Below are 26,220 nucleotides of genomic sequence, written 5' to 3'. Positions count from 1 at the left end.
TCACTTCAGCATCTCCGGCACGATCAGGCGCGGCAGGAACAGCGACACGCTCGGCCAGACGATGAGGGCCGCCAGCACGACCAACATCGGCACCAGCATGATCGCCGTATCCTTCAAGGCATAGCGCAGCCGTACACCGGCGACCGCGCAGGCGATCATCAGGCACAAGCCGTACGGCGGCGTCACCAGCCCGAACGCCAGCGACACGATCGAGATGATCGCGAACTGCACCGGATGCAGATCGACGGATTTTGCCAGCGGCTCCAGCACGGTGCCGACGATGACGATCGCCGGAATGGCGTCGAGAAAGCAGCCGACGACCAGGAAGCAGAACGCAATGAAGAAGCCGGCGGCAATCGGTCCCATGCCCCAGGTCGAGACGTTGGCCAAGAGCTCCTGCGGAATCTTGTAGTAGGCCAACAGCCAGCCGAACGCGCTCGCGGTACCGACGCAGAACAAGGCAACGCCGGCGAGGCGTCCGGTGTCGAGCAAGGCCTTGTACAGTTCGCGCGCACCGGTCTCGCGGTAGAAAAACGCCGACAGCGCCACGGAATAGAGAACCGCGACGCAGGCGGATTCGGTTGCGGTGAACCATCCAAGCAGGATGCCGCCGACGATGATGAACGGCGTCATCAGCGCCGGCAGCGACCGCCAGATCGCGCAGCGAAAATCCCGCCAGCTATCCTTCGGATAGGTCGGATAGCCGCGGCGCACCGCGTAGACATGGACAGTTGCCATCTGGGCACCGGCGATCAGAAGGCCCGGTATGATGCCGGCCAGGTACATTGCGGCAATCGAGGTCGAGATCAGCCCACCCCACACGATCATCAGGATCGAGGGCGGGATGATGACGGCCAGGACGGCCGATACCGCCGTGATGGCGATGGAGAACGAGAGATCGTAACCTTCCTTGGTCTGGGCATCGATGAAGATTTTTGACTGGCTCGCCGCATCCGCCGTCGAGGAGCCGGAGATGCCCGCAAAGAAAACCGAGAGCACGACGTTGATCTGCGCCAGCGATCCCGGCCAGTGTCCGACCATCGAACGCGACAGTGCGACCAGGCGGTCGGTGATGCCGCCGATGCTCATCAGATTGGCGGTCAGCAGGAAGAACGGCACCGCCAGCAGGATGAATGAATTGTAGGCGTTGAAGGTTTCCTGCGCGAGCGTCATCAGCGACAGATGAGGTTCGATCAACAGGATCGGCACGCAGGCAAGGCCGAGCGCGAAAGCGACCGGCACGCGGATAATGAGCAGGCCTACGAAGACTCCGAACAGAACCGCCGCGGCCTGTCCGGCGGAAAGAACATTCCCTGTCATTGCTTCGCCCCAACCAGAATCCGCATTTCGTCGAGTATCTGTTCGCCCGCAAACACGATCCACGTCACGCCGGCGACCGGCCAGGCGACGTGGATCAGCCAGAGCGGCAGGTCGGCCAGCTCCGACGTCCTGTTCCACGCGAACCTGGTGAATTCGATGCCGGCCCACACGAACACCAGCGCCATCGCCAGCACGCTGAGCCGGGCGAGGATTCGCACCAAAGCCTCCGACCGCCGCGACAGATCCGGCCAGACGTCGACTTCGAAATGCTGCGACTCGCGGATGCCGACCATCGCGCCGATCATGATGGTCCAGACGAACAGGAACCGCGCCATCTCCTCGGTCCAGATGTAGGAGGGAATGAACGGGGTGTAGCGCGATATGATCTGCAGCGTCACCGGAACGACCAGGATGCCGACGCAGGCGGCAAGCAGGATTTCCAGCAGCCTTGCATAGGCCGCCGTTGCTCGTCGCCACAGCGACGGGTTCGGCGCAACAGGTATTTCGGTCATTGGAGCTCCGCGGGCGGCAACCGTCACCAGGGGGCAAGCCGTCGGGCTTGCCCCGATATTCTGTCGGCAAACAGGGAGTGGTCAGGCTACGTTGATCTTCTCGAAGATGCCCTCGGCGCCGATTTCCTTGGCGTAGGTGGCCATCACGGGATCGGCGAGCTTCTTCATGGCGTCGCGCTCCTCGAACGGGACACGCTTGAGCTTGCCGGCCTTCTCCAGCGTGTCGAGCTTGACGACCTCCTCGCTCGATTCCAGTTGACGGCCGTAGTCGCCGGCTTCCTTGCCGGCCTTCATGATCGCGGCCTGCAACTCCTTCGGCAAGGTCTTCAGCGTCTTCACCGAGAAGCATATCGGCCGGATCGACACGGCGTGCTGCGTCAGGTTGAGATGCGGGGCCACTTCATAGAACTTCATCGCCTCGACGCCGGCCGCCTCGTTTTCGCCGGCCGATATCACGCCGTTCTGGATCGCGTTGTAGATTTCGTTGTAGGCGATGACGGTCGGGCTCATGCCGACCGCCGCGAAGGTCTTCGACCAGATCGGCGCGCCCTGCACGCGCACCTTGAGGCCCTTGAGATCGGCGAGATTCCTGAGCGGCTTGTTGGCGAAGATGTTGCGGATGCCGCCGCCGGCATAGCCGATCAGGACGACCTCGGCCTTCGCCGCGACCTCATCGGCGATCGGCGCCAGGATATTGGCTTCGACCACCTTGTTCATGTGCTCGATGCCCTTGAACACGAAGGGCGCGTCGATGAACGGGGCGGCCTTGGCGAAGGTCGACATGTGAGCCGGCGAGACGATGCCGTAATCGACGGCCTTGCCCTGCGACATGTACTCGAAATACTGCTTCTCGAGGCCGAGCGACGAGTTCCTGTGCAGCGTGAAGTTGACAGGCTTGTCGTAGTACTTCTTCACCAGCTCTTCGAACCGGAGCAGTGCCCGGTTGAAGGCGTGATCGTCGTTGAACTGCACGGCGCCGTTCAGCGAGATCGGGGCCTGCGCCCTGAGGATCGACGGCATGCCAACCACCGCAGTGGTCGCACCTAGCCCAGCGAGAAATGACCTCCGCTTCATTGTCTCCCTCCCTTTGATGCTCCGCCCCTGTAACCGGGCCATAAGCGCAGCCGGTATGCGGCTTGCGTGAAGGGAAGCGTATGAAAAACGTCGGCGGGACGGAAGCTATTTCGCGTGCGTATGGCACCGGTACCCTTCGTCGCAGGGCCATGGAGACGCGATCTGCTGCACTGCAACTCGCGCTGCTCGGCCGACCGGCGTGCCCGACGGAACCGCCTGGCAACATGACGAAATGTGCAGTGGCGCAATTCCGGTGCTGTTCTATGCTCGACGCGGTCCGGCGCCGTCGCGCCACAGTAGGCTATCCGCGTTTTGCCAAAGCTCACCCTGCCCGTACGACTAGCCCTTCTGATCGCGGGAACGATGCTGCCGCTGATCGCGTTCGCCGTCGGCATCGCCTTCTACAACTACCAGCAGGACCGCAACGACGCGACGCGGCGCGTGCTCGAGACGGTGCGCAGCATGCGCCTCGTGCTCGATGCCGAGGTGCTACGCATGACCGGCGGCCTGCAGGTGCTGGCGCTGACCGACGCGCTGTCGACCGGCGACTTCCAGGGTTTCCGGCGCATCACCGCCGGCTTTCTCGAACAGTATGGCAAGGACGGTGTGGTGCTGGTCTCGGACCGCAAGGGGCATCTGGTGTTCTCGTCCATGACGGAGGACACGGCGAGCCTGCCGACGCGCAACAATGTCGAGATGGCCGAAAAGGTCTTTGCGACCAGGACGCCGCAATATTCAGACCTCTTCCTCGGCGCGTTCAAGCAGCGCCAGGTGGTCACGGTCGAGGTTCCGGTGCTGCGCGACGGCGAGGTGATCTACGACCTCTGCTTCAGCCCGCCGGTCGACATGTTCCAGAACCTGATGGAGAAGCAACGGCCCGACGAGCAATGGACGGTGGCGCTGCTCGACGCCCAAGGCATCGTGATCGCGCGCGCCCCCAACCCGGCCGAGAATGTCGGCAAGCGCGCCACGCCCTCCCTCTATGACGAGATGTTCCGCAGAGGCGAAGCCTCGCTGTCGGCGGTGTCGCTCGACGGCATCCAGCTGAGCGCCGCCTATACCCGCTCCAAGCTGACCGGCTGGACGGTCGCGGCGGGCGTCCCCGAGAGCTCGCTGGTCGCACCGCTCTGGCGCAACATCGCGATCACCAGCCTGATCGGCGGCGTGCTGCTCTTGACCGGACTTGCCTTCGCGGTGCGCATGGCCGCCACGATTCACCGCGGCGAGATGCTGCACGACCTCCTGATCGAGGAGCTCAACCATCGCGTCAAGAACACGCTGGCCTTGATGCAGGCGATCGCGGTGCAGACCTTCCGCAGTGCCAGCAAGACCGAGCGGGCGAAATTCGAGGGACGGCTCGGCGCGCTCGCCGAGGCGCACAATCTGCTGAGCCAGGAGAAGTGGCAGGGCTCGGAGCTGAAGGACGTCATCGAGCGCGCGACGCAGCCGTTCCTCCTGAGCAGCCCCGGCCGCATCCGGATGGCCGGACCGTCTGTGCCGCTGTCGCCCCGGCTTGCGGTCGTGCTGTCGATGATCGTGCACGAGATCGCGACCAACGCGGCGAAATACGGTGCGCTGTCCAACGAGACCGGCACGGTGACGCTCGATTGGGAGGTCACCGCCGACACGCCAAAACCGCGACTGCGCCTGATCTGGGCCGAAAACGGCGGCCCGCCGGTGACGGCGCCGGTGCAGCGCGGCTTCGGCTCACGCCTGATCGAGCGCAGCGCCCGCGATCAGCTCGGCGGCGAGGCGACCGTGGATTTTCTGCCGCGCGGCGTCGTCTACACGATCAGTTGCACGCTGGACGAGGCGCGCTGACCAAAACATCGAAAACAACCCCATGCAAAGTAGCCGGTGACGGCCGGCGCACTACTTCGACTTTTACGAAATTCGCTTGACGCGTCGGGCAAATCGGGTGTATGTTGCCATCATCGCGACGCTTGGGACCTCTCCACCGAGCCAGCGCCGACCTGTCGCCTTTCACGCAAACCACTCACGCAGTCATGCGCCTGCCGATGGCCTGGGCAGCTTCGTTCAACTGCGGGAGAAAGCGTTCGATGATGACTGACACGGTGGCGACCCTGGCGATCCAGGTGAGGTTGACACATCCAAGGACCTCATCGCCGACATGGACGGGAACGGCGATGGAATTCCGGCCGTCGTTGACCTTGCTTCTCGGAAGGTCGTAGTGACCGCCAAAATCCCGATCGCGCGTGCCGAATCCACGCGCGCGAACGTCGGCGAGTATCCGATCAAGCTTGGCTGCATTATGCGCCAGCGCATCACCCGGACGGCCGCTTTTCCGTAACCGCGCAATGATCGCAGCGCGTTCCTCCGGCGAACAAAACGCGAGGTAGCAACGCCCCGAGGCCGAGCGCAACATGTTCACGTTGAACGAGCCAACCGGGTTCGGCGAAATGATGTAGTCGAAATCTGACATGGGACGATTGGACTCAATGGTCACCATGTGATCGAGCCGCGGGCTCAGCAAAGCCGAAGGCCAGCGCACGCGCGTGCAGAGGTCCGCCAAGATCGGCGCCGCGACCTCTGCGAGATGGGTCTCTTCGTCGAAGACTTTTGCGCGCTTTGAAAACGTATAGCTCGGCACATAGGCGCCGTCGGCGATCCGCTGCCAGATCAGGTCGCGGCCAATCAGTGTCTTGAGAATTCGCAGCAAGGTCGCTTTCGGCAGCCTCGTCGCCAGATGCAGATCGTTCAGGCTTGCGGCTTTGGACTCCTGAATGATCCGCAGCACGTCCAACCCCCGGTCCAGGGCGCGAATGGCTTTTACACTCATGCGGTGACGCCGGGATGATCCATCTGCCGTTCCGCTCAAATCCGCCCGACCAATAGCACAGTTTCACCTGGTGAAACAGGAGAGCATCGGCAAAATATCTCCGCTGAAACGTGTAAGCTTTGCCCCAACGACAAAGACAGAAACCAGGCCGGAAACGCGTCAATGGGTGCCCAAAACGGCGACCAATACGTGCTCACGTTCGAGCAGGCGTCAAACCACGATGTTGCGCTGATCGGCGGAAAGTGTGCCGGCCTCGCCTCGCTGATAGCTGCCGGCGCAACGGTCCCGCCGGGTTTTGCAGTGACGACCCGGGCCTACCTCGAAACGCTCGCCGCCCGCAATCTGGAGTGCGAGATCCGGACGCGCATCGAAGCGATCCCGGAGAATGACGTCGGAGCGCAAGCCAGGATTGCGGGCGAAATCCAGGACCTGATCAAGTCGGAAGCCATGCCTGATCGGGTCACCGATGCGATCCGGTTCGGCTACGACCAGCTTTGCACACGCGTCGGCCGCGATCTGCCGGTGGCCGTGCGCTCGTCCGGCACCTCCGAAGACATGCCCGAGGCCAGTTTCGCGGGCCAGGGCGACACATTTCTATGGACGGTCGGCGCAACTGCCGTCGTCGACCGGGTCCGCGACTGCTGGGCGAGCCTGTTCACCGCGCGCGCGATCGCGTATCGCGGAAAACACAAGCTCGCCCATCTCGAACAAGCCATGGCCGTCGGTGTCCAGCAAATGGCCGATGCGCGCGCGGCGGGCGTCGCCATGAGCCTCGATCCCTCGAATGGCGACCGTTCCAAAATCGTCATCGAGTCCGTGTGGGGACTGGGCGAGCCGCTGGTGTCCGGCCAGGCGACGCCGGATTATTTCGTCGTGGACAAGGTCCTGCTCGAGCCTATCAAGCGGGTGATTGCCAGCAAGCCCACCGAACTCGTCGCCGATATCGCCAATCAAACGACTGTCTCGCGTGAAGTAGAGGACGTCAGGCGGAACGTGGCGAGCCTCACCGACGCGCAAATTCGTGCGGTTGCCCGGGTCGTCAAAGCCGTCGAGCGGGCCTTCGGTGGACCTCAAGACGTCGAATGGGCGATCGATGCGCGAAGGACCGAAGACGAAGGCGTCGTCCTGCTGCAATGCCGACCGGAAACCGTGTGGAGCCGAAAAGCGAGCGCTCCAGCCGTGTCCAAAAGCTACGCACCGGGCATCGAGGGTGTGCTCAGCACATTGATGGCGCCTTTGGCATCGCGGAAGCATTGACCACAAAAAACACGGGGAGAGAGCATGAACGCGCAGGCAAAATTCCCGAGTCCCTACGAACTCAAGGCGCCAGCGGGCGCAGAGGGATGGCGTGATCTCTACCCGTACTACGCCCTGTTCCAGCAGGAGCGGAAGGCAGGGGATGAAGGGCAATTCTGGTTCTGCGACGCTCAGCATTGGCCGACGCCATTCCGCCCCTTCGACACCATCATGGCGGATTATGCGGTCAAGTGCCTCGGTCAATACAACACGCGTCACCTCATGGTGCCGCCGGCCAACGGCGTCGATTACCGCATCCACAACGGCTATCTCTATCTGAGCCCGATCGCGGTCGAGCCCGAGAAGATTCCCGCACGCGTCCCGCATTTCCTTGAACGCGCGGGCTTCTATTTCCAGAACTGGAACAAGCTCCTCGATAACTGGCACGTCAAAGTGCGCCGTACCATCGACGAGATGGAGGCGCTCCGGTTCGAGCCGTTGCCGGAGATGGTCGCGAAAGAATGGGTGTTCGAGGGGCGCGGCCTCGACGACACCTACGATCTGCTCGAGCGCTACGACACCGCGTTGCAGCTTTGCTACAAGACCTGGCAGTATCATTTCGAGTTTCTCAATCTCGGCTACGCCGCCTATCTCGACTTCTTTGGTTTCTGCAAGGAGCAGTTCCCCAACATTCCGGACCAGGCGATCGCCCGCATGGTCCAGGGCATCGACGTCGACCTGTTCCGGCCCGACGACGAATTGAAGAAGCTCGCGCACCTCGCCATCGAAACCGGCGTCGATGCCGCACTGATGACCGGCTCGGTCGAGCAGGCCCTTGCTGCCGTGGCCGCCCTCCCCAAGGGCAAGCAGTGGCTCGACGCATGGACCGCCGCGCAAAATCCGTGGTTCAACTTCACCTCGGGGAACGGCTTCTACTCGTCCGACAAATACTGGATCGAGCACCTCGATATCCGCTCGGGTATTTGCGGAACTACATCACGCAGCTCAGGAAGGGCGTCACAATCGAACGGCCGACCGCACAAGTGGCCGCCGAGCGTGAGCGTATCACCAGGGAATATGCAGAGCTTCTGAACAGCGATATGCGGCCGGTTTTCGAACAGAAGCTCGGCCTTGCACGCACCGTCTTCCCTTACGTCGAGAATCACAACTTCTACATCGAGCATTGGTCGCTCGGCGTGTTCTGGCGGAAGATGCGTGAGCTCAACCAGCTTTTCGTCAAGGCCGGCTTCTGGTCGGACCCGGAAGGGCTGTTCTTCCTGAGCCGGAACGAGGTCCGGGACGCGCTGTGGGACTATTGCAGCGCCTGGGCCGTGGGCAGCACACCGACCGGGCCCAATTTCTGGCCGCAGCGGGTCGCGGAGCGCAGAAAGATCATGGACGCCCTGGCGCAACACCGGCCAGAGCCGGCGCTCAATGAACCGCCGGAGATCGTGACCGAGCCGTTCACGATCATGCTGTGGGGCATTACCAGCGACCGCATTTCCGCATGGTTGAAGGGCCCGACCAGCAGTTCGCGGCTGGAGGGGATGGCGGCTTCGCCAGGGGTTGTCGAAGGCCGGGCGCGCGTCATCCGCTCGCCCGACGAGCTCGATCAGATCCTGGACGGCGAGATTCTCGTCGCACCGGTCACGGCGCCGAGCTGGGCTCCGGTCTTCAGCAAGATCAGCGCTACCGTCACCGACATCGGCGGGATGATGTCGCACGCGGCCATTGTGTGCCGTGAATATGGACTGCCAGCCGTCACGGCGACGGGGTCGGCAAGTTCGGTGATCAAGACCGGCCAAAAACTGCGGGTCGACGGCTCCGCAGGCACCGTCGAACTGCTCGCGAACTGACATCGGGAATCGCAATGAACGCCGCCGCGCCAGCGCTCGATTTTCACGGCCGCACGGTCGTGATATCAGGCGCGGCCGGCGGGCTTGGGCTGGCGTTCGCGGAGGCCTTTGCCGCTGCAGGCGCGGACCTCGTGCTCGGGGATATCTCCACCGATACGGTGAAGGACGTCGCCGGTGACCTTGCGAAACGTCACCCCGAGCGGCGCATCCTCGGCCTGCCGCTCGATGTGACGCAGGAGGACAGCACGAAGCGATTTGCTGATGCGGCCGCGCATGCCGTGTCCGGCCGCAAGCGCATCGACGTGCTCGTCAACAACGCCGCGATCTATGGCGGGCTCACCCGCGCCGGATTCCACGAACTCGACCCCGCGGAATGGGACCGGGTCATGCTGGTCAACCTGAAGGGCCCGTTCCTGATGGCGCGCGCGGTGCGGCCATGGATGCTCGAGGCGGGCGGCAGTATCGTCAACCTCGCCTCCGCCACGGTCTTCAGCGGCTCGCAGCTCTGGGCGCACTACGTCGCCGGCAAGGGCGGCGTCATCGCCCTGACGCGTGTGCTCGCCAACGAACTCGGCACTTATGGCATCACCGTCAACGCGATCGCGCCCGGCTTCACGCTCACCGACGCCAGCATGGGCCTGATCCCGGATGCGGCGAACTACGGCACGCAGCGCGGCGCGATCAAGCGCGCGCGGCCGTGCCGGACGATGTGGTTGGCGCCGCTTTGTACCTCGCTTCACCCCTGGCCGCGTTCGTGACGGGGCAGACGCTCGTCGTCGACGGTGGCAAGCAATTCATTTGATGAGGAGGATCCTTCGATGATGGAGATCGAAACCCGTGTCGACCGCTTCGTGCGGAATTGTTGGTACGTCGCCGGCTGGGAGGACGAAATTTCGGCCGAGAGCGTCCTCGAGCGCACGCTGCTCGGCGAGTCGATCGTGTTCTATCGCGCAGCCGATGGACGCCTGGTTGCGCTCGAGAACCGCTGCTGCCATCGCGGCGCGCCGTTGCATACGGGTCGCCGCGAGGGGGACAGCCTGCGGTGCCCTTATCACGGCATGCTCTTCAACGCCGAGGGCCAATGCACCGAAATCCCCGGACAAGACATCATTCCGCAACGCGCCCGGGTGCGGAGCTATCCGGTGGTGACGCAGGACGAAATGATATGGATCTGGATGGGCGAGCCGGCGAAGGCCGATCCCAATAAAATCATTCGCTTCGCGTGGCACACCGACAAGGCGTGGCGCAAGAAGCGCTCCTATCTGCACTACCAGGCGCCCTACACGCTCATCGTCGACAATCTGCTCGACTTCTCGCACCTGACCTATGTTCACTCGACGACGATCGGGACACCGAGCACGGCGACGACCCGCGCGCAGGTCGAACAGATCGAAGGCGGCCTGAAGATCACGCGGCGCTATTACAACGATCAGATTCAGGCCAACCGCGCCAGCATCGCCACCTTCCACGGCCCGGCCGACCGCTGGCAGATCTACGAATGGTTCGCGCCATCGTTCGTGCGCCTGTACACCGGCTCGGCACCGGCCGGCACCGGCGCGCATGAGGGGCGGCTCGTACCAGAGGCGATGCAATACCGGCACTGCTCGGTGCAGACGCCGGAGACGGCGACCAGCACCCATTACTGGTTCACCCATGCCGCGAACTTCAAGACCGAGACCTCTGAGGTGATCGACGTCGTGTTCGACGGCGTCGCCCGCGCGTTCAAGGAGGACAAGGACATCATCGAGGTGCAGCAGAAGGCGCTGCAGAGCGGCCAGCCATTCCAGCCGCTGGTCATCGCGCACGACCAGGCGCTGGTGCTGGCGCGGCGGCTGATCCAGCGGCAGCTCGACGAGGAGGCGCTCACGGCAGGACAGCAGCCCGCCACGCTGCAGGTTGCCGAGTGAGCTGAGGCCGAGGGATCCCCGTAATGACTTCTCCTGAAGTGCCTGTCGCGCTTGTGCTGGATTATGGTGGCGTGATCTGCCGAACCACGTTTGAACGTCAGCCGTCGATCGAGCGAAGGCTCGGTCTCGCGCCCGGCACGCTGCGCTGGCGCGGTCCGTTCGACCCTGAGAACGACGAACTGTGGCGCGACATGCTCGCCGACCGCATCACCGAGCGGGAATACTGGGGCCTGCGCGCCGCCGAAGTCGGCCGCCTGATCGGCGAGGAGTGGACCAGTCCGCGCATGATGATGGCGCCCGCGCCGAACGATTCCGTCGACTCCACCACACGCCCCGAAGCGCTCGCCACCGTACGCGCGGTCCGTCAGGCCGGACGGAAGGTCGGTGTGCTCTCAAACGAGCTCGACCTGTTCAACGGTCCCGGCTTCGGTGCCAAACTGTCCGTGCTCAAGCTGATGCACGCGATCGTGGATGCCACCTATACCGGCATCATGAAGCCCGACCCGCGCGCCTATCAGGCGGCGGCGGACTCTCTGGGTACGCCGATCGAACGCTGCCTGATGGTCGACGACCAGCCACGAAATATCAATGGCGCGCTGGCCGCTGGCATGCAGGCCGAATGGTTCGACGTCACGCGGCCGGCGGAAACCTATGCCCGTGTGCTCGCGCGGCTGGGCATCGATGCTGCGGAGAGCGTGAGCTGAGCCTTAGCCGTAGCGGCAGGATCAGCCGATGCTCTGGAGCGCCGGAAACGTCTCGAGCAGCCAGATGCTGACATTGGAGACCGCGCCGGTCAGAAAGCCGATGCCGGTGACCACCATCAGCACGCCCATAGCGCGCTCGACATTGACGAGATGGCCCTTCATGCGCGCGAACAGGGCCGAGAACTGTTCCACCATGAAGGCTGCGATCAGGAAGGGGATGCCGAGGCCGGCGGAATAGACCGCGAGCAGTCCCGCGCCCTTGGTCACGGTCGCCTCCGCCGCGGCGATGGAGAGGATTGCTGCCAGGATCGGCCCGATACAGGGCGTCCAGCCGAACGCGAAGGCGAGCCCCATGATGTAGGCGCCCCACAGGCCCACGGGTCTTGGGATCGGCAGCCGCCCTTCCCGCATCAACAGGCCGATGCGCGTCAGCCCGAGGAAGTGCAGGCCCATGATGATGATGACGATTCCGGCCAGGATCGACAATTCGGCCGACCAGGCACGGATCAGCCCGCCGATCAGCGAGGCGCTGGCGCCGAGCGCGATGAAGACTGTCGAGAAGCCCAGCACAAACAGCAGGGCCGACATCATGATCGCACGCCGCGACGCCTCTGCCGGCTCGTCGCTCTCGACATGCTCGATCGTGGCGCCGGTCAGGTAGACCAAATAGGGAGGGACCAGGGGCAGGACGCAGGGCGACAGGAAGCTGACGAGGCCGGCAATCAGCGCCGCCGGGATCGAAACATTTTGCATGACGCAGTCGGAGCCATCTCGAGGCCCGCGAGCCGGCACGCGACGAATGCGCGGCAGGAACGGGCCGAACCGGCTCTGGTGTACCCGATGCTGGGGAATGCGCAACCGAGGGAGGCCCATGCCAGGCCCCGCCCGATGCCGTCTGCGATCACAGATACGACATCGGGCCGCGCACAATGCTCGCGAACGCGAGATTGGGCGGCGTGGCTATTTCACCACGCGGAGCAGCGGACGCCGGGGCTGGTCCTGCGTCGGCTTGGCACGAGAAGCGGGATCAGTGGCCATGCCCCGCAACATTTCGTCGCACAATGCCCGAAGCTCGGCATTGGCAATCCCTTTGAGTTTCATTCGCAAGTCGAGGATGACGATCGACAGCAACTCTGCCGTCTCGCGGCCATTGCTTTCGTTGAGCACCTTTCGGCACTCCTCGAGCGTCTCCAGTACCGACTGCAATTGTTCGTCTGTATGCGACACCGGCGTTCTTTCCGTTAATTCAACCTGTGAGAAACATTGGCGATCATCCGCTCGGCCGAAGATCGCGGGTGAGAATAGCACGGCGAGTCAGAGCCCTCGAACTCGATTTCGGCGCGTTCTGGCCCGGAAACCGGGTTCCATTGCAAACAAAGACGTGAGGCAAAAGCGGCAAGCGCGGAGGTAGTGCTCAATAAATCTGGCCCGATCGAATGTCCCCTTCCCCGGGCATTGTTCTCCGCTCCGGGCGGACCCGATATCTCGGCAACCGTCTCAAGGCTCGCAACGGAACGCACGCGATACCCCTCATTCCAGGCAAGACCCTGCCCGATTTCCAGCTCCTGGCGCACTCCAATACCTCCAAATGCACGGTAAGGATGGCGTTCAAAACTCGCCTATCCGCAACCCGCCGTGGTTGTGGTTTGCCCAAGATTCTGCCAGTTTATCTAGCCGAAAGGACTTGTATGCACCTCATGGCGGAAAGGGGCGTTCCTCTGGAGGAACGCCAGAAAGCGATCCTCGGCGGCCTCACGGATTGGGATGCGGCCAGGATATTCCTCGAGGTCGTGCGTTGCGGCAGCTTCCGTTCGGCCGCTGAGCGCCTTTCTCTCTCCATCAACGCCGTCCGCCGACGGATCGACGATTTCGAGCGTCAGATCGGCGCCACCCTGTTCACCCGGGACGTGCACGGCACCCATCTCACCGACGAGGGCGCGCTGGTGGTGTCCGCAGTCGAACGTATGGAGGCTGCCACCTTCGACGTGATGCGCGCGAGCGATTCAGTCGCCAACGCGCTCTCCGGCGAAGTCCGCGTCGCCATCACCGAAGGGCTGGGGACGTTCTGGCTCGCGCCGCGGCTGGTCGAATTCCAGCAGGCCTATCCGCACATCTTGGTCGACCTGCATTGCGCAATGCGTTCGGCCGACGTCAGCAGGCACGAGGCCGACGTCGCGATCCATCTGTCGCGGCCGTCCGCGCTCGACATCAAGCTGGTGCGGCTCGGCCGCATGCACCTGATGTTCTGGGCCGCTGAAAAGTACATCGAGAAGTATGGCGCGCCGCACACTGCGATGGAATTGATCAAGCACCGCCTGGTGCTGCAATTCGCCGACCAGATCGCCGCCAAAGAGACCTTCGAGAGCTTCTTCCCGGGCGTTGCCGAACGTGACCTGCTGGTCATGAAAACCAACGTCTCAAGCGCAAACTACTGGGCTGTCGCGAACGGAGCCGGCATCGGCGTGTTCCCGAGCTACGCGATCGCGCTTGGCGGGAAGTTGGTGCCACTGGAAGTCGAGCTGAACAGACCGCTGGACATCTGGCTGTCCTACCATCCCGGTAGCGGCCGGATTCCGCGCGTGCGGCACATGATTGACTGGCTGATCGAAGCCTTCAATCCAGCGCGCTTCCCGTGGTTCAAGGACGAATTCGTGCATCCTCGCGAATTCAAGGAAGTGTATATGGGCGAACCCCTGACCCAGCTCTTCGGGGGATTTTCAACCGAAGATCGGTGAGAACAGTATGAAAACAGCGGCAAAGAGAATGAAGCAGCGCAGTGCCGGCAAGCCGGACATTGAGCTTGGCAAACGGATCAGGTTGCGGCGCGTCGAGATGAAGATCTCGCAGGCTGAGCTTGGCGAGAAACTCGGCGTCAGCTTCCAGCAGGTCCAGAAGTACGAAAAGGGCGTCAATCGCGTCGGCGCAGCTCGTCTGCAGCAGATCGCTTCGGCGCTCGATGTGCCCGTCACCTTCTTCTACGACGGCGACAACAAGGCGCGCGAGGTCGAGAGCCTCCTGTTCCTCGACTCGGCCTTCAGCCTGCGCCTGCTGCGCGCCTACAGCAAGATCAAGGACCAGACGGTCCAGCGTCAGCTCGTGTCGCTGATGGAGTCGATCGCGGCGAACGAGAGCTGAGCCGATTGACCGCCGGGCCGTTGACGGCCAGATGTTCAATCCGCCGCGCCGCGGGGGCGCGGCCGGATTGGACATGACCTTGCCGCCCGGCTGACGCGCGGCTTTTGCTTTTCGAGGGGGCTGCGAGCCTCCTTCCCACCCGAATTTCTTTGCTGACCGGGCGCGTTTTTCGCGAACCGTTCCAACCCCTTGCGCGACCCAATCGAGAGCGCCTTCACCGGGTCGTGCGGGTGCTCCCGTCTGTTCGGCTTAATCGGACCGCAACCCCGGTCGCCTAGCTTCGCCTCGGCTTTTGCCGAATCGTCTGCCGACGCAGTCGCGGCCACCATCCATTTCATGCGAGCGCCCGTCCGGGCCTCGTCCTCAAGGGGAAGACCAGAACCATGTTGATGCGCCACGCCGTCATCGTTGCCGTCGGCCTGTTCGCAAGCGGCCCGGCCCTTGCCGATACCGAAAGCCAGACCACGGGACAGGCCGGCACCAAGCCGGCCACGGCGGCGCAGGGCGCAACGCCGGCGCATCCGGCGCCGCCCAAAGCCGCATCCACGCCTGCATCGACCCCGGAATCCCGCTCGGCCGCCGCACTCGCGTTGTCGCACGAGCCGACCTTCGACGAAGGCTCGGCGCAGCGCATCCGGGACGCAGCGCTCAGCTATGCCGATCTCGCGGTGCGCGGCGGCTGGCCGACGATTCCGACCGATGCAAAATTCGCGCTCGGCACGCAGGGAGCCCATGACGAATTGCTGCGCCAGCGGCTGATCATGTCCGGCGACCTCACCCACGACAAGGGAAGCGGCGGCTTCAACCAGAACCTCGTCGATGCCGTGAAGCGCTTCCAGGCCCGCCACGGCCTCGCGGCAACGGGCACGATGACGCCGCGGACGATCGCGGAGATGAACGTCTCCGTGCACAAGCGCATCCGCCAGCTCGAGGCGTCGCTGGAGCGGCTCCAGCACATGAACTTCGCGTTCGGCCAGCGCTATGTCGTTGTCAACATCCCCGCGACCTTTGCCGAGGCGATCGAGAACGACGTCGTGGTGCGGCGCTATCGCGTCATCGTCGGCAAGACCGAAAAACCGTCGCCGACGCTGACCGCCGACATCACCAGTGTCGTCCTCAATCCGACCTGGACCGTGCCTGCCTCGATCGCCAAGGCCGAGATCTCCGCGCACATGCGCAAGGACCCGAGCTACCTGTCGCGGATGCACATGGAGGTTCTCGACGCCCATGACAGGCCGATCGATCCGCATTCGGTCGACTGGTCCGGCACGCATACGCCGAACTTCACGGTGCGCCAGCAGAACGGCACCTGGAACGCGCTCGGCGCGGTCAAGATCGACATGCCGAACTCCTACTCGGTCTACATGCACGACACCAACCAGCGCAACCTGTTCAGTAACGATTACCGCTTCGACTCCCACGGCTGTTCGCGCGTCGACAATGTGCGCGATCTCGCGGCCTGGCTGCTGAAGGACCAGCCGCAATGGAGCCGCGCCGCGATCGATGCCGCGATCGCCGGCGGCCAGCACCAGGAGGTCCGCGTCAGCAAGAAAGTACCGGTCGCCTGGATCTATCTCACGGCCTGGATGACCAAGGACCAGACGGTGCAGTTCCGCAACGACGCCTATAACCAGGACGAGCAGTTGCTGGAGGCGACCGCGGAAGAGGCCGCCTTCTTCAGCAACGCAGCCAACCATCCGCTGTCCGCGCACATGGTGCAATAACGCCATGCAATTGTGGCACTGAGCTCCCCGCCCCGCCGCGGTTGACCTCGGCTCCACGGCGGCCGCACAGTGCCCACGAGGTGCGCGATGTCAGATGTTGCCAATGAGATTTCATTCGCCGACGGCAAGATTCTCAAAAACATCTCCGACGGCGTCGGCGTGGTCACCTTCAACAATCCCGACAAGCGCAACGCGATGTCGCTGGAGATGTGGGAGGGGTTTGGTCAGGCGCTGACCGAGTTGCGCGACGACGATGCGGTGCGCGTGGTCGTGCTGCGCGGCGCCGGCGGCAAGGCCTTCGTCTCGGGCGCCGACATCAGCCAGTTCGAGAAGACCCGCCACAACGCAGCCGCGTCAGAAGAGTATGCGAAACGCAGCGAAGCCCAGCGCGCGCTGCTCGCCGGCTACCCGAAGCCGACGATTGCCTGCATCCAGGGTTTTTGCCTCGGCGGCGGCATGCAGGTGGCGATGCTGTCAGACATTCGCATTGCATCCGCAAGCAGCCAGTTCGGCATTCCCGCCGCAAGGCTCGGCATCGCCTATGGCTATGACGGGCCGCGCCATCTGGTCTCGCTGGTCGGGCCGTCCTGGGCGCGACTGTTGATGTACACGGGCATGCGCATCGATGCGGCGGAGGCCTTACGGATCGGGCTCGTCGAGCGCGTCATTCCGGACGACGAGCTCTGGGGCGCTGTCATGGAGATCGCGCACACGGTCTCGGAGAACGCGCCGCTGGCGATCAAGGCGGCAAAGATCACCATTGCGCAGGTGCTGAAAGACGAGAGCCAGCGCGACATGGACGCGATCAAGGCGATCGGCACGGCCTGCATGGACAGCGAAGACTTTCGCGAGGGGCGGCAGACGTTCATGGAAAAGCGCAAGCCGCAATTTTCGGGGAAGTAGCGCCTCAGGCAGCCCCGGCGGTCTGCGTTTGCTTGGGACTTGCGAACCGAGGGCTCTGCAAGATCTCCCTCAAGGCCTGGATGTTGGCGGAGCCCGCACCTTTGCGCCAGATGAGCGCAGTCCACGCCCGGTTTTCTGTTCTTCCCAGCGCGTGGACGCTCAAAAGCCTTCTGTTTGGAAAAGTGGTCAGAACGCTCTTTGGAATCAGGGCCACGCCCATGCCGGCAACGACGCAACCCAGCATGGCGTGATATGATGCGAGTTCGATCATGCGCTCCGGCATTTCGTTTCGCTTTGCGTACCAGTCTTCAAGCCGCTTGCGATGCGGGCATCCGTGTTCGAAGACGATGATGGTACGTGGCAGCTTGCTGCCATTCTTGCCGATCGGCGGATGATTGGCGGCCGCAATGATCACCAACTCTTCCTCGAAGGCTGGCGCCTTCTCGAATGGCTCGTCGACGATCGGTTCGGCAACCAGCGCCGCATCGAGATCGCCGGCGAGAATGGCGCTCGCCAGAACCTGCGGATTGCCGGTGCGAAGCTCCAGAACCACCTCTGGATGGCGCCGGTGGTATTGGCTGAGCAGTCCCGGCAGCCTGACAGCCGCCGTACTCTCCATGGCACCGAGGCGGAATGTACCGCGGGGCCTTGCATCTTGCAGGGCATCGCGTGCTTCATCCGCAAGCGCGAGCAACCGATTGGCGTAACCAAACAGCACCTGCCCCTGGGGGGTCAGATGAAGACGTTTACCCTCTCGAATGAACAGGGCTACGCCGAGATCCTCTTCCAGCTGCCGGATGCGGGTTGTGACATTGGACTGAACGCGGTGCAGCCGCTCGGCGGCCCGGGTCACGCCGCCTTCGCGCACCACAGCAACGAATATCCGCAGGCCCGACAGATCCATATATCTCTCAACGTGATCAAGTCGATCATAATTATTCATTATACATGATGATAAGCCTTCGGTAAAGATCACGGCAGTCTCACACAGGAGCGCATCCGATGATCGTCACCGTATTCCGCACGCGACTTAATCCCGGCGTGCAGGATGAATATGGGCCGATGGCCAAGTGCATGAGCGAACTGGCGCGAACAATACCCGGTTACATCTCGCACAAGGGTTTTGTCGCCGACGATGGAGAGCGCGTGACGATCGTCGAATTCGAAACCGAGGAAGCGCTCCACCAATGGCGGATCGATCCCGAGCACGGCAAGGCAAAGAGGCGTGGAATCGAGGCCTTCTTCAGCGAGTTCAAATTCCAGATTTGCAGCGTCATACGGGAGCGCATGTGGACTGCAAAGGCAATCCGCGGCGTTTGAGCCCGCGATCAACGCGCCAGATCAGAGCGCCCCGAGCACAGCTTTTGTAATGTCAGCTGTACCATTCTTGCCGCCAAATTCCATCGGCTTGAGGCCGTCGGCATAGACCTGATCGACCGCCCGCTCGATCTGTTCGCCCGCTTCCGCCGCGCTCTCGAGGCCGTGCTTGTCGGCGAGCCAGTCCAGCATCATCGCGGCCGACAAAATCATGCCGGTGGGATTGGCCTTGCCCTGCCCCATGATGTCGGGCGCAGTGCCGTGGCAGGGCTGGAACACGGCGTATTTGTCGCCGATGTCGGCCGACGGCGCCATGCCGAGGCCGCCGATCAGGCTCGCGGTAATGTCGGAGACAATGTCGCCGAACATGTTCTCCATCACCATCACGTCAAAGTCCCAGGGGCGCTTGACCAGCATCGCCGAGCAGGCATCGACATAGAGCCGATCAGTCTTCACCTCCGGATGGCGCTTGGCGATCTCGTCAAAGATGCCGCGGAAGAAAGCAAAGGCCTTGAACACATTCGCCTTGTCGACGCAGGCAAGTGCGCCGGGCTTGCCGCGCGCCTTGCGCCGCTCGGCGAGACGGAACGAGAACTCGAACAGGCGCTCGGAGGTCTTTCTCGTGATCACCATCGTCTCGCGCGCGTCCTCATGCGTGACGACGCCCTTGCCCATCGAGGCGAACAGGCCTTCGGTGGATTCCCTGATCACGACCATGTCGATGCCGCGCTGATCGGCGCCGACGATCGGGCTGGGCACGCCCGGAATCAATCGCGCGGGCCGCACGCCGGCATAGAGATCGAAGATGAAGCGCAGCTCGATCTGCGGCGCGATTTCGGTGTTGTCGGGGTAGCGCACCGACGGCAGGCCGCAGGCCCCGAGCAGGATCGCGTCCGCCTCTTCGCACAGCTTGATCGTCGAGTCCGGCATCGATTTTCCGGTCGCAAGATAATTGTTGGCGCCGGCCGGCGCCTCGGTGAAGCGGAAGCTGAGGCCCGATTTCGTTTCGATCTTGCGCAGCACCTCCAGCGCCGGCGCCATGACCTCGGGACCGATGCCGTCACCGGCGAGAACGGCAATGTGGAAGGCGTTGTTTGCGGACATGAAGTCTCCAATCAGGGATACGTCTTTCCGGGGCGGCACGAAGTGCCGAACCCGGAATCTCGAGATTCCGGGTTCGATGCGTCGCATCGCCCCGGAATGACAGAATGTACTACGGCACCAGCACCGACCGCCCAACCACCGCGCCCTTCTGCAACTCCAGCAGCGCGTCGTTGGCCTTGCTGAGCGGCAGCGGCGTGACGGGGATCGGCGGGATGTTCTTGGTGCGGACGAGATCGAGCAGCTCCTGCGTCTCGCGCAGATTGCCGACATAGCTGCCCTGAATGGTGACCGCCTTGATCGGAATCAGCGGCAGCGCCCAGGTTGCGCCGCCGCCGAACAGGCCGACGATGACGAGCTTGCCGCCCTTGGTCAGGCAGTCGAAGCCGAGCTGCGTGGTCGCGGGATTGCCGACGAGGTCGATCACGGCGCGGATCGGGCCGCCCGCCTTCTTCGCGAGCTGCTCCAGCGCATCCGGCGCCTTGCCGTCGACGGTGGCGAGCGCGCCCGCCTTCTCCGCCGCTTCGCGCTTGCGGGAATCGATGTCGACAACGATGGCGCCCTTGCCGCCCATCGCTTTCAACAGCGAGAGCGCCATCAGCCCGAGACCGCCGGCGCCAAAGATCACGATCGGCGTATTGAAGTGCTGCTCGACCTTCTTCAGTGCGCTGTAAGTCGTGACTCCCGAGCAGGCATAGGGCGCGGTGGTCGCGGGATCGAGACCCTTCAGGTTGAGCAGATAACGCGGATGCGGCACCAGCATGTGGTCGGCATAGCCGCCGTCGCAATAGACGCCGAGCGAACGCGGGGTCAGGCACATGTTCTCGTCGCCGCCGCGGCAGGTCTCGCATTTGCCGCAGCCGATCCAGGGATAGACGAGGCCGACATCGCCGAGCCTGAGGTCGCCCAGGTCGGACGGCTTGACGTCGGGTCCGAAGGCGAGGACTTCGCCGACCGTCTCGTGGCCCATGGTCAGCGGCAGGGCGATGCCGCGATCCCCGAGCGACAGCGGCTTGCGGCCGTGGCCGAGATCGTAGCCGCCTTCCCAGATGTGGAGGTCGCTATGGCAGACGCCGGCCGCCTTGACCTTGATGAGCACCTGCGTGCCCGACGGCTGCGGCGTGGCCTCATCGAACTCCTGCAGCGGCGCCTTGAAATCGGCGACCTTGAAACTCTTCATGAGCGTTCTCCCGCATGCTTCTTGTTATAATCAGCCAGCATGCCATGCCGGGCGAGGCGAGACAAATTCGGCCTTGTCATAATTTAGATCAGCGGATGATGGCAAGCGACGAGCTGGCCGGGCGCGACGCTGCGCAATTCAGGCATCTCCGCGCTGCAACGCTGGTCGGCGCGCGGGCAGCGGGTGCGGAAACGGCAGCCCGACGGCGGCGCAATCGGCGATGGCGGCTCACCGGTCGCCACACTCTCCGCGGGCCGCACGTCGGGATCGGGGACCGGGATCGCCTCGAGCAGCAGCGCGGTGTAGGGATGCGCGGGCTTTGCGAATAATTGCTCGGATGGACCGACCTCGCAGAGCCGCCCGAGATACATCACCGCGACGCGGTCGCTGACGGCTTTGACCACCGCAAGATCATGCGCGATGAACAGCAGCGTCAGGCCGAACCGCGTCTTCATCTCCTCCAGGAGGTTGAGGATCTGCGCGCGGATGGAGACGTCGAGCGCCGAGACCGGCTCGTCGCAGACGATGAATTCGGGATTGAGCACCAGCGCGCGCGCAATGCAGATGCGCTGGCACTGGCCGCCGGAGAATTCGTGCGGCAGTCGCCCGGCCACGAGATCCGGATCGAGGCCGACCGCGCTCAGCACCTCCCAGACGATCTGCTTGCGCTTTTCGGGGTCCTTGACGCCGGCGATGATCAGGGGCTCGGCAACGATGTCGCCGATGCGCCGGCGCGGATTGAGCGAGGCGATCGGATCCTGGAAGATGAGCTGCACGCGCTGCCGCATCCTGCGCAGGGTCTCGCCCTGCATCGCCGTAAGATCGTGGCCGTCGAAAAGCACGCTGCCGGATTTGGGGCGCCGCAATTGCAGCACGGCGCGGCCAAGCGTCGACTTGCCGCAGCCGGACTCGCCGACCAGGCCCAGCGTCTCGCCGCGCGCGACCTCGAGGCTGACGCCGGACACGGCGTGGACGGTCCTGTTGCCGAGGCCGTATTCGACGACGAGATCATCCACCTTCAACAGCGGCTCGTCGGAGGGGTTGCGAGCAGCGACCTGCATCATGCGCCGACGTCCTCGGCCATCTGGATCGGATGGAAGCAGGCGTAGAAATGTCCTGCGGTCTCGGCGGCGGAGAGATCAGGCTTGGCCTGGTGGCAGCGACCGGCGGCATAGCGGCAGCGCGGGGCGAACGCGCAACCCGGCAGCGGCCGCGTCGGATCCGGCGGACGGCCGGAGATCGCCGGCAGCGGTGTATGCGGCGCGGTCTCGAGTTTGGGGATCGCCGCCAGCAACGCTTCCGTGTAGGGCATGTGCATCCGCTTGAAGAGGGTCGGTGTCGGCGCGCGCTCCACCACGCGCCCCGCATACATCACCGCGACCTCGTCGGTACGCCCGGCGACCACGCCGAGATCGTGGGTGATCAAAATCATCGCCATGTGGCGGCGGCGCTGCTCGCGCGCCAGGAGATCGAGGATCTGCGCCTGGATCGTCACGTCGAGCGCCGTGGTCGGCTCGTCAGCGATCAGGAGTTTTGGCTCGCAGGACATCGCGATCGCGATCGCGATGCGCTGGCGCATGCCGCCGGAACATTGATGCGGATATTGCGCGAGCCGCTGCTCGGGCGCGGGGATGCCTACCGCGGTGAGCAGGTCGATGCTGCGCCTCTTCGCGGCCGGCGCATCGAGTTCGAGATGTTCCTGGATCGTCTCCATCAACTGCGTGCCGATCGTCAGCACGGGGTTGAGCGAGGTCATCGGGTCCTGGAACACGACCGCAAGGTCGCGCCCGCGCAGCTCGCGCAGGCTCTCGGGGTCGAGCCGCGCCAGATCCCGGCCGTCGAACATCACGCGTCCCGTGAGCTTGGCCTTCTTCGGCAGCAACTGGAGGATGGCGCGCGACAGCATGGTCTTGCCGCAACCGGACTCGCCGACGACACCGAGCGTGCGCCCAGCCTCCAGGGTGAGGTCGACATGATCGACAGCGCGAAGATTGCCGCGCGGCGTCGGCAGCTCGACCGCGACGTCCTGGATGGACAGCAGGGCCCCGTTCACAGTGCCCCCTGACGCGGGTCGGTGAGCGCCCGCAGCGTGTCGCCGACCAGGTTGAAGGCCAGCACGGTGACGAACATCGCGAAGGCCGGCAGGAAGGCGAGCCTTGGCGCCATCTCGAGGCTCTCGCGCCCCTCCCCGATCATGCTGCCCCAGCTCGCCATCGGCGGCGGCACGCCTAATCCGAGGAACGACAGCGAGCCCTCGGCCACGATGGTGACGGCGACACCGAGCAGGAAGAAGGCGAACAGCGGCAGGAACACATTCGGCAACAGCTCGCGCAGCAGGATGCGCGCATGCGTGGCGCCGAGCGCCTCGGCCGCAATGACGAATTCCCGCCGCGCCAGCGTCAGCGTCGCCGCGCGCGACACCCGCATGAAGGCGGGGATGCCGAGGAAGCCGAGAATGAACGTGAGATTCGGGATGGACTGGCCGAGATAGGCGACCACGGCGAGCGCAAAAATCAGCGGCGGAAAGGCGAGCAGCACGTCCATGCTGCCGACCACAAGCGTCTCGAAGCGGCCGCGGAAATAGCCGGCGAGCAGGCCGAGCGCGCCGCCGACGATCAGGCCGATCAACGGGGCGCACAGGCCGACGGTCAACGACACCCGCGCACCCCAGATCAGGCGCGCCAGCTCGTCGCGGCCGAGCCCGTCGGTGCCGAGCCAATGCTCGGTCGAGATCCAGGCGCGACGCTCCAGCATGTCCATGTCGACCGGGTTTTGCAGCGGCAAGACCGGCGCGAGGATCGCCACCGCGAAGATGATCACGATCCAGGAGATGGCGAACCAGAACAGAAGTCCGAGCCCGCGCTTGCGCCGCACCGGCTGTTCGACCTCTTCAGGCAGCGAGAGTTCAAGCGTGGCCATGGCGAATCCTGGGATCGAGGACCGCATAGAGCATGTCGACGATGAAGTTCATGATCACGAAGCCGGAGGCGACCAGCAGCACCACGCCCTGGAGGATGATGAGGTCACGGGTGTAGATCGCTCCGACCAGAAGCCGGCCGATGCCCGGCAGCGCGAAGATCGATTCCACGATCAGCGCGCCGCCGATCAGGCGGCCGATATTGATGCCGGTGATGGTGACCAGCGTCAGCGACGACGGTTTTAGCGCGTGCACGAACAAGATGCGCGAAGGCTTCAGCCCCTTGGCCTTCGCCAGCGAGATGTAGTCCTCCTGCAAGGTCGCGATCATGTCGGAGCGCAGCACCCGCATGATGCCCGGCCATTCCGCGAGCGCCAGCGTGAGCGCGGGCAGCACGAAGAAGCGCAGGTTTGCGATGGGGTCTTCGGTCAACGGCACGTAGCCCGTGGCCGGCAGCCAGCGCAGCTCGACCGCGAACAGATAGATCAGCAGGATCGCCGAGAGGAAGGACGGCACCGACAGCATGGCAAAGGCGCCGCCGGTCATGAAGCGGTCGAACGCGCTGCCGGCGCGGGCCGCGCAGGCGATCGCGAGCGGCACACCGATCACGAGCCCGATGATCTCGGCGAGCAGCATCAGCTCGATCGAAACCGGAATGCGTTCGGCGACCGCCTGCAGCACCGTCTGCCCGGTGCGGAAGGAGCGGCCGAGATCGCCCTGCAAGACCTGACCGACCCAGCTCAGGTAACGCCACCACATGGGTTGGTCGAGCCCCATATCGTGACGAAGCGCCGCAACCTTCTCAGGCGTCGCCTGGTCCCCCAGGATGACGTAGGCGAGATCGCCCGGCAGCAGCGAGGCGATCAGGAACGTCAGCAGCGAGACGGCGAGCAACACCGGCACGAGATAGATGAGCCGCCGAACGATGAAGTTGAGCATCGCCGCCTAGTCCAGCCAGGCGTTCGAGACATCCAGCACGCCGTTGTACATCTTCGGAACGCCCTTCACCTTGGCCGACGAGATCGAATAGTAGGTGTTCTGGAAGGTCCAGAACCAGATCGCTTCCTTGTTGATTAGGCGGCTGATCGCGCAGTAATCCTCGGTGCGCTTGTCGATATCGGCGGTCGAGCGCGAGTGTTCGAGAAGGCGATCGAGCTCGGGGTCGGAGAAGTTGGCGAGCGCGACCGGGCTGCCGGACTTGAAGTTGGCGTACATCTGCGGATCGGGATCGGCGAGATCGACGATGCGCCACGGCGTCAACTGGAACTGGCGCATGAAGGCGCGCGGCACGACGGTGGCCTGATCGATCTGCTCGATCTCCATGTTGGCGCCGACCCGCTTCCAGAACTGCTGGAGCACCTGACCGATCACGCGTCCGCGCGGCGTCGCGGTGACGATCATCTTGAACTCGACCGGCTTGCCGTAATCCTTGAGCAGCGCCTTCGCCTTCTCGGCGTCCTCCGGCAACGCACCGTCATCCTTGCACTGGACCCATGAGCCGCTGCCATAGGGGTTGCTCGCGGGCTTCGCGAGACCGTTGGTGATTGCCTGCGACATCTTCTTGCGGTCGAGCGCCATCACCAGCGCCTGGCGCACGCGCACGTCGTCGAAGGGTGCCGCCTTGGTGTTGAAGGCGTAGACCTGCGCGCCGGACCCCGTATAGGCGTTCACGAATAATTTTGAATCCTTCTGCGCCTTCTGGATATTGTCGGCGTCATATTCGTCGTCCCAGATGACGTCGGCCTCGCCCGATTGCAGGGAGGCGAAGCGCGACTGCGCATCCGGCAGCGGCTTCAGGGTGATGCGGTCGAGATAGGGTTTGCCCTTGTCCCAATAATCCGGATTCTTTTCCAGAACCATGCGGTCGCCCGCGGCCCAGGATTTCAGGATGTAGGGGCCGGTGCCGACGGGGTTGCGGTTATAGTCGTCGCCCTTGGTCTTCCACGCCGTCGGCGAGTGCATGACGTTGTTGGAGCTCTGGATGGTCGTCGTGGCCGGGTAGTTCACCGACGGCGCGCTAAAATTATAGACGACCGTGAGATCGTCGACTGCCTGCGCGCTGATCATGGTGGAGATGTAGAAGGCGCAGCGGCACTTGTTGGCGGGATCCTTCTGGCGGTCGAAATTTTCCTTCGCCGCCTGCGCATTGAACGGCGTGCCGTCGTGGAATTTGACGCCGGGCCGCAGCTTGAAGGTCCAGGTCTTGAAGTCGTCGGAATGCGTCCACGACAGCGCGAGCTTTGGTTTCAGCTCGCCCTTCTCATCGAGCGCGACGAGCGTGTCGAAGATCGCGGCGGCGGCGGTGTTGGCCGAGGTATCGTAGACGCCGACCTTGAGCGGATCGAAGCCGGGAATATCCAGTTCCTGGCCGACGGTGATGCTGCCGCCCGACTTCTGGGCTTGCGCGGGCTGGACCAGCGCCCCGAGCGCAAATGCCGTCACAAGGAAAATCGGCGCAAGCCCGCGCGCTGCGGCAGCCGCGTTCGTCATGGTGTCCTCCCAAGATTTCTCGTCCGATGTTTCGGATCGCTCGT

At 63.9% G+C, this 26,220-nt stretch carries 27 protein-coding genes; 13 read left to right on the top strand and 14 right to left on the bottom strand.

Annotation, left to right across the window (positions count from 1 at the left end; all coding sequences use genetic code 11):
• The 3 genes from JQ632_RS10065 to JQ632_RS10055 form a co-directional block, all read right to left on the bottom strand.
• On the bottom strand, positions 1 to 1,320 hold the full coding sequence (locus JQ632_RS10065; RefSeq protein ID WP_212402149.1) for a TRAP transporter large permease: 1,320 nt from the start codon (positions 1,318 to 1,320) through the stop codon (positions 1 to 3).
• Entirely contained in the window at positions 1,317 to 1,832 is a 516-nt protein-coding gene (locus JQ632_RS10060; RefSeq protein WP_212402148.1) for a TRAP transporter small permease, read from the bottom strand. Before JQ632_RS10060 ends, JQ632_RS10065 begins: the two co-directional genes overlap by 4 nt.
• An 81-nt stretch (positions 1,833 to 1,913) precedes the next feature.
• Positions 1,914 to 2,906 carry a TRAP transporter substrate-binding protein gene (locus JQ632_RS10055; RefSeq protein WP_212402147.1) on the bottom strand — a complete coding sequence of 331 codons (993 nt, stop codon included), beginning with the start codon at positions 2,904 to 2,906 and terminating at the stop codon, positions 1,914 to 1,916.
• A gap of 363 nt (positions 2,907 to 3,269) precedes the next feature.
• Here JQ632_RS10055 and JQ632_RS10050 point away from each other — a divergent pair, with 363 nt between their 5' ends.
• The gene (locus JQ632_RS10050) at positions 3,270 to 4,727 is read left to right on the top strand and encodes a sensor histidine kinase (protein WP_212402265.1); all 1,458 of its coding nucleotides are present in this window, start codon (positions 3,270 to 3,272) and stop codon (positions 4,725 to 4,727) included.
• Between the two features lie 175 nt (positions 4,728 to 4,902).
• On the opposite strand, the gene JQ632_RS10045 is transcribed toward JQ632_RS10050, so the two are convergent.
• Positions 4,903 to 5,745: a helix-turn-helix domain-containing protein gene (locus tag JQ632_RS10045; protein ID WP_212402146.1), complete on the bottom strand. Its 843-nt coding sequence runs from the start codon at positions 5,743 to 5,745 to the stop codon at positions 4,903 to 4,905.
• A 123-nt stretch (positions 5,746 to 5,868) separates the two neighbouring features.
• On the opposite strand from JQ632_RS10045, the gene JQ632_RS10040 reads away from it, so the two are divergent.
• From JQ632_RS10040 to JQ632_RS10020, 7 genes are read left to right on the top strand one after another with little or no spacing between them, the layout of a single operon-like run.
• Positions 5,869 to 6,963, top strand: coding sequence for a PEP/pyruvate-binding domain-containing protein (locus JQ632_RS10040; RefSeq protein ID WP_212402145.1), 1,095 nt, complete (start codon positions 5,869 to 5,871; stop codon positions 6,961 to 6,963).
• A gap of 24 nt (positions 6,964 to 6,987) precedes the next feature.
• A complete protein-coding gene (locus JQ632_RS39405; RefSeq protein ID WP_249151684.1) occupies positions 6,988 to 8,034 on the top strand; it encodes a hypothetical protein in 1,047 nt (348 codons plus the stop codon).
• Positions 7,986 to 8,798 (top strand): PEP-utilizing enzyme, encoded by an 813-nt coding sequence (locus JQ632_RS40250; RefSeq protein ID WP_312015590.1) that lies wholly within the window; start codon positions 7,986 to 7,988, stop codon positions 8,796 to 8,798. The genes JQ632_RS39405 and JQ632_RS40250 overlap by 49 nt, the downstream gene beginning before the upstream one ends.
• A 14-nt stretch (positions 8,799 to 8,812) precedes the next feature.
• The gene (locus JQ632_RS10030) at positions 8,813 to 9,556 is read left to right on the top strand and encodes an SDR family NAD(P)-dependent oxidoreductase (protein WP_249151682.1); all 744 of its coding nucleotides are present in this window, start codon (positions 8,813 to 8,815) and stop codon (positions 9,554 to 9,556) included.
• The gene (locus JQ632_RS40430; RefSeq protein ID WP_409363476.1) at positions 9,523 to 9,600 is read left to right on the top strand and encodes a hypothetical protein; all 78 of its coding nucleotides are present in this window, start codon (positions 9,523 to 9,525) and stop codon (positions 9,598 to 9,600) included. Before JQ632_RS10030 ends, JQ632_RS40430 begins: the two co-directional genes overlap by 34 nt.
• Positions 9,601 to 9,616: 16 nt before the next feature.
• A complete protein-coding gene (locus tag JQ632_RS10025; protein ID WP_212402144.1) occupies positions 9,617 to 10,705 on the top strand; it encodes an aromatic ring-hydroxylating dioxygenase subunit alpha in 1,089 nt (362 codons plus the stop codon).
• A gap of 23 nt (positions 10,706 to 10,728) precedes the next feature.
• Positions 10,729 to 11,409, top strand: coding sequence for an HAD family hydrolase (locus JQ632_RS10020; RefSeq protein ID WP_212402143.1), 681 nt, complete (start codon positions 10,729 to 10,731; stop codon positions 11,407 to 11,409).
• A 21-nt stretch (positions 11,410 to 11,430) separates the two neighbouring features.
• On the opposite strand, the gene JQ632_RS10015 is transcribed toward JQ632_RS10020, so the two are convergent.
• The gene (locus JQ632_RS10015) at positions 11,431 to 12,162 is read right to left on the bottom strand and encodes a cytochrome c biogenesis CcdA family protein (protein WP_212402142.1); all 732 of its coding nucleotides are present in this window, start codon (positions 12,160 to 12,162) and stop codon (positions 11,431 to 11,433) included.
• A gap of 207 nt (positions 12,163 to 12,369) precedes the next feature.
• On the bottom strand, positions 12,370 to 12,636 hold the full coding sequence (locus JQ632_RS10010) for a hypothetical protein (protein ID WP_212402141.1): 267 nt from the start codon (positions 12,634 to 12,636) through the stop codon (positions 12,370 to 12,372).
• A 461-nt stretch (positions 12,637 to 13,097) separates the two neighbouring features.
• Here JQ632_RS10010 and JQ632_RS10005 point away from each other — a divergent pair, with 461 nt between their 5' ends.
• The 4 genes from JQ632_RS10005 to JQ632_RS09990 all read left to right on the top strand — a co-directional run bounded on the left by JQ632_RS10005 (position 13,098) and on the right by JQ632_RS09990 (position 17,171).
• The gene (locus JQ632_RS10005) at positions 13,098 to 14,144 is read left to right on the top strand and encodes a LysR family transcriptional regulator (protein ID WP_212402264.1); all 1,047 of its coding nucleotides are present in this window, start codon (positions 13,098 to 13,100) and stop codon (positions 14,142 to 14,144) included.
• A 28-nt stretch (positions 14,145 to 14,172) separates the two neighbouring features.
• On the top strand, positions 14,173 to 14,544 hold the full coding sequence (locus JQ632_RS10000; RefSeq protein ID WP_020608151.1) for a helix-turn-helix domain-containing protein: 372 nt from the start codon (positions 14,173 to 14,175) through the stop codon (positions 14,542 to 14,544).
• A gap of 383 nt (positions 14,545 to 14,927) precedes the next feature.
• Positions 14,928 to 16,268, top strand: a complete 1,341-nt coding sequence (locus JQ632_RS09995; protein WP_212402140.1) for a murein L,D-transpeptidase — start codon at positions 14,928 to 14,930, stop codon at positions 16,266 to 16,268.
• Between the two features lie 87 nt (positions 16,269 to 16,355).
• Positions 16,356 to 17,171 (top strand): enoyl-CoA hydratase, encoded by an 816-nt coding sequence (locus tag JQ632_RS09990; RefSeq protein ID WP_212402139.1) that lies wholly within the window; start codon positions 16,356 to 16,358, stop codon positions 17,169 to 17,171.
• Between the two features lie 4 nt (positions 17,172 to 17,175).
• On the opposite strand, the gene JQ632_RS09985 is transcribed toward JQ632_RS09990, so the two are convergent.
• Positions 17,176 to 18,075, bottom strand: a complete 900-nt coding sequence (locus tag JQ632_RS09985; RefSeq protein WP_212402138.1) for a LysR family transcriptional regulator — start codon at positions 18,073 to 18,075, stop codon at positions 17,176 to 17,178.
• Between the two features lie 98 nt (positions 18,076 to 18,173).
• Here JQ632_RS09985 and JQ632_RS09980 point away from each other — a divergent pair, with 98 nt between their 5' ends.
• The gene (locus JQ632_RS09980) at positions 18,174 to 18,491 is read left to right on the top strand and encodes an antibiotic biosynthesis monooxygenase (RefSeq protein WP_212402137.1); all 318 of its coding nucleotides are present in this window, start codon (positions 18,174 to 18,176) and stop codon (positions 18,489 to 18,491) included.
• A gap of 21 nt (positions 18,492 to 18,512) precedes the next feature.
• Here the strand turns inward: JQ632_RS09980 and JQ632_RS09975 are convergent, their stop codons facing one another.
• The 7 genes from JQ632_RS09975 to JQ632_RS09945 all read right to left on the bottom strand — a co-directional run bounded on the left by JQ632_RS09975 (position 18,513) and on the right by JQ632_RS09945 (position 26,176).
• Positions 18,513 to 19,592, bottom strand: coding sequence for an isocitrate/isopropylmalate dehydrogenase family protein (locus tag JQ632_RS09975; protein WP_212402136.1), 1,080 nt, complete (start codon positions 19,590 to 19,592; stop codon positions 18,513 to 18,515).
• Between the two features lie 109 nt (positions 19,593 to 19,701).
• Positions 19,702 to 20,769, bottom strand: a complete 1,068-nt coding sequence (locus tag JQ632_RS09970; RefSeq protein WP_212402135.1) for an alcohol dehydrogenase — start codon at positions 20,767 to 20,769, stop codon at positions 19,702 to 19,704.
• A gap of 83 nt (positions 20,770 to 20,852) precedes the next feature.
• The gene (locus JQ632_RS09965) at positions 20,853 to 21,833 is read right to left on the bottom strand and encodes an ABC transporter ATP-binding protein (protein WP_212402134.1); all 981 of its coding nucleotides are present in this window, start codon (positions 21,831 to 21,833) and stop codon (positions 20,853 to 20,855) included.
• On the bottom strand, positions 21,830 to 22,822 hold the full coding sequence (locus JQ632_RS09960; RefSeq protein WP_212402133.1) for an ABC transporter ATP-binding protein: 993 nt from the start codon (positions 22,820 to 22,822) through the stop codon (positions 21,830 to 21,832). The genes JQ632_RS09965 and JQ632_RS09960 overlap by 4 nt, the downstream gene beginning before the upstream one ends.
• Complete coding sequence (locus tag JQ632_RS09955; RefSeq protein ID WP_212402132.1) at positions 22,819 to 23,688, bottom strand: ABC transporter permease; 870 nt, start codon at positions 23,686 to 23,688, stop codon at positions 22,819 to 22,821. Before JQ632_RS09955 ends, JQ632_RS09960 begins: the two co-directional genes overlap by 4 nt.
• Positions 23,675 to 24,625: an ABC transporter permease gene (locus JQ632_RS09950; protein WP_212402131.1), complete on the bottom strand. Its 951-nt coding sequence runs from the start codon at positions 24,623 to 24,625 to the stop codon at positions 23,675 to 23,677. The genes JQ632_RS09955 and JQ632_RS09950 overlap by 14 nt, the downstream gene beginning before the upstream one ends.
• Before the next feature lie 6 nt (positions 24,626 to 24,631).
• Entirely contained in the window at positions 24,632 to 26,176 is a 1,545-nt protein-coding gene (locus JQ632_RS09945; protein WP_212402130.1) for an ABC transporter substrate-binding protein, read from the bottom strand.
• Positions 26,177 to 26,220 lie beyond the last annotated feature (44 nt).

The organism is Bradyrhizobium liaoningense, assembly GCF_018130955.1.
Taxonomy (GTDB): domain Bacteria; phylum Pseudomonadota; class Alphaproteobacteria; order Rhizobiales; family Xanthobacteraceae; genus Bradyrhizobium; species Bradyrhizobium liaoningense_C.
Note: the sequence above shows the minus strand (reverse complement) of the source record. Positions and strands in the feature narration are given on the sequence as shown.

What these genes read in the sequence shown, in the direction of transcription:
- JQ632_RS09980 (WP_212402137.1), top strand. Translation starts at nt 18,174, where the DNA reads ATGATCGTCACCGTATTCCGCACGCGACTTAATCCCGGCGTGCAGGAT.
- JQ632_RS09970 (WP_212402135.1), bottom strand. Translation starts at nt 20,769, where the DNA reads ATGAAGAGTTTCAAGGTCGCCGATTTCAAGGCGCCGCTGCAGGAGTTC.
- JQ632_RS10055 (WP_212402147.1), bottom strand. Translation starts at nt 2,906, where the DNA reads ATGAAGCGGAGGTCATTTCTCGCTGGGCTAGGTGCGACCACTGCGGTG.
- JQ632_RS09985 (WP_212402138.1), bottom strand. Translation starts at nt 18,075, where the DNA reads ATGGATCTGTCGGGCCTGCGGATATTCGTTGCTGTGGTGCGCGAAGGC.
- JQ632_RS10050 (WP_212402265.1), top strand. Translation starts at nt 3,270, where the DNA reads ATGCTGCCGCTGATCGCGTTCGCCGTCGGCATCGCCTTCTACAACTAC.
- JQ632_RS10025 (WP_212402144.1), top strand. Translation starts at nt 9,617, where the DNA reads ATGATGGAGATCGAAACCCGTGTCGACCGCTTCGTGCGGAATTGTTGG.
- JQ632_RS10060 (WP_212402148.1), bottom strand. Translation starts at nt 1,832, where the DNA reads ATGACCGAAATACCTGTTGCGCCGAACCCGTCGCTGTGGCGACGAGCA.
- JQ632_RS09975 (WP_212402136.1), bottom strand. Translation starts at nt 19,592, where the DNA reads ATGTCCGCAAACAACGCCTTCCACATTGCCGTTCTCGCCGGTGACGGC.
- JQ632_RS10065 (WP_212402149.1), bottom strand. Translation starts at nt 1,320, where the DNA reads ATGACAGGGAATGTTCTTTCCGCCGGACAGGCCGCGGCGGTTCTGTTC.
- JQ632_RS10005 (WP_212402264.1), top strand. Translation starts at nt 13,098, where the DNA reads ATGCACCTCATGGCGGAAAGGGGCGTTCCTCTGGAGGAACGCCAGAAA.
- JQ632_RS09950 (WP_212402131.1), bottom strand. Translation starts at nt 24,625, where the DNA reads ATGCTCAACTTCATCGTTCGGCGGCTCATCTATCTCGTGCCGGTGTTG.
- JQ632_RS10020 (WP_212402143.1), top strand. Translation starts at nt 10,729, where the DNA reads ATGACTTCTCCTGAAGTGCCTGTCGCGCTTGTGCTGGATTATGGTGGC.
- JQ632_RS09945 (WP_212402130.1), bottom strand. Translation starts at nt 26,176, where the DNA reads ATGACGAACGCGGCTGCCGCAGCGCGCGGGCTTGCGCCGATTTTCCTT.
- JQ632_RS39405 (WP_249151684.1), top strand. Translation starts at nt 6,988, where the DNA reads ATGAACGCGCAGGCAAAATTCCCGAGTCCCTACGAACTCAAGGCGCCA.
- JQ632_RS10015 (WP_212402142.1), bottom strand. Translation starts at nt 12,162, where the DNA reads ATGCAAAATGTTTCGATCCCGGCGGCGCTGATTGCCGGCCTCGTCAGC.
- JQ632_RS09955 (WP_212402132.1), bottom strand. Translation starts at nt 23,688, where the DNA reads ATGGCCACGCTTGAACTCTCGCTGCCTGAAGAGGTCGAACAGCCGGTG.
- JQ632_RS09990 (WP_212402139.1), top strand. Translation starts at nt 16,356, where the DNA reads ATGTCAGATGTTGCCAATGAGATTTCATTCGCCGACGGCAAGATTCTC.
- JQ632_RS10030 (WP_249151682.1), top strand. Translation starts at nt 8,813, where the DNA reads ATGAACGCCGCCGCGCCAGCGCTCGATTTTCACGGCCGCACGGTCGTG.
- JQ632_RS10040 (WP_212402145.1), top strand. Translation starts at nt 5,869, where the DNA reads ATGGGTGCCCAAAACGGCGACCAATACGTGCTCACGTTCGAGCAGGCG.
- JQ632_RS09995 (WP_212402140.1), top strand. Translation starts at nt 14,928, where the DNA reads ATGTTGATGCGCCACGCCGTCATCGTTGCCGTCGGCCTGTTCGCAAGC.
- JQ632_RS10000 (WP_020608151.1), top strand. Translation starts at nt 14,173, where the DNA reads ATGAAGCAGCGCAGTGCCGGCAAGCCGGACATTGAGCTTGGCAAACGG.
- JQ632_RS09965 (WP_212402134.1), bottom strand. Translation starts at nt 21,833, where the DNA reads ATGATGCAGGTCGCTGCTCGCAACCCCTCCGACGAGCCGCTGTTGAAG.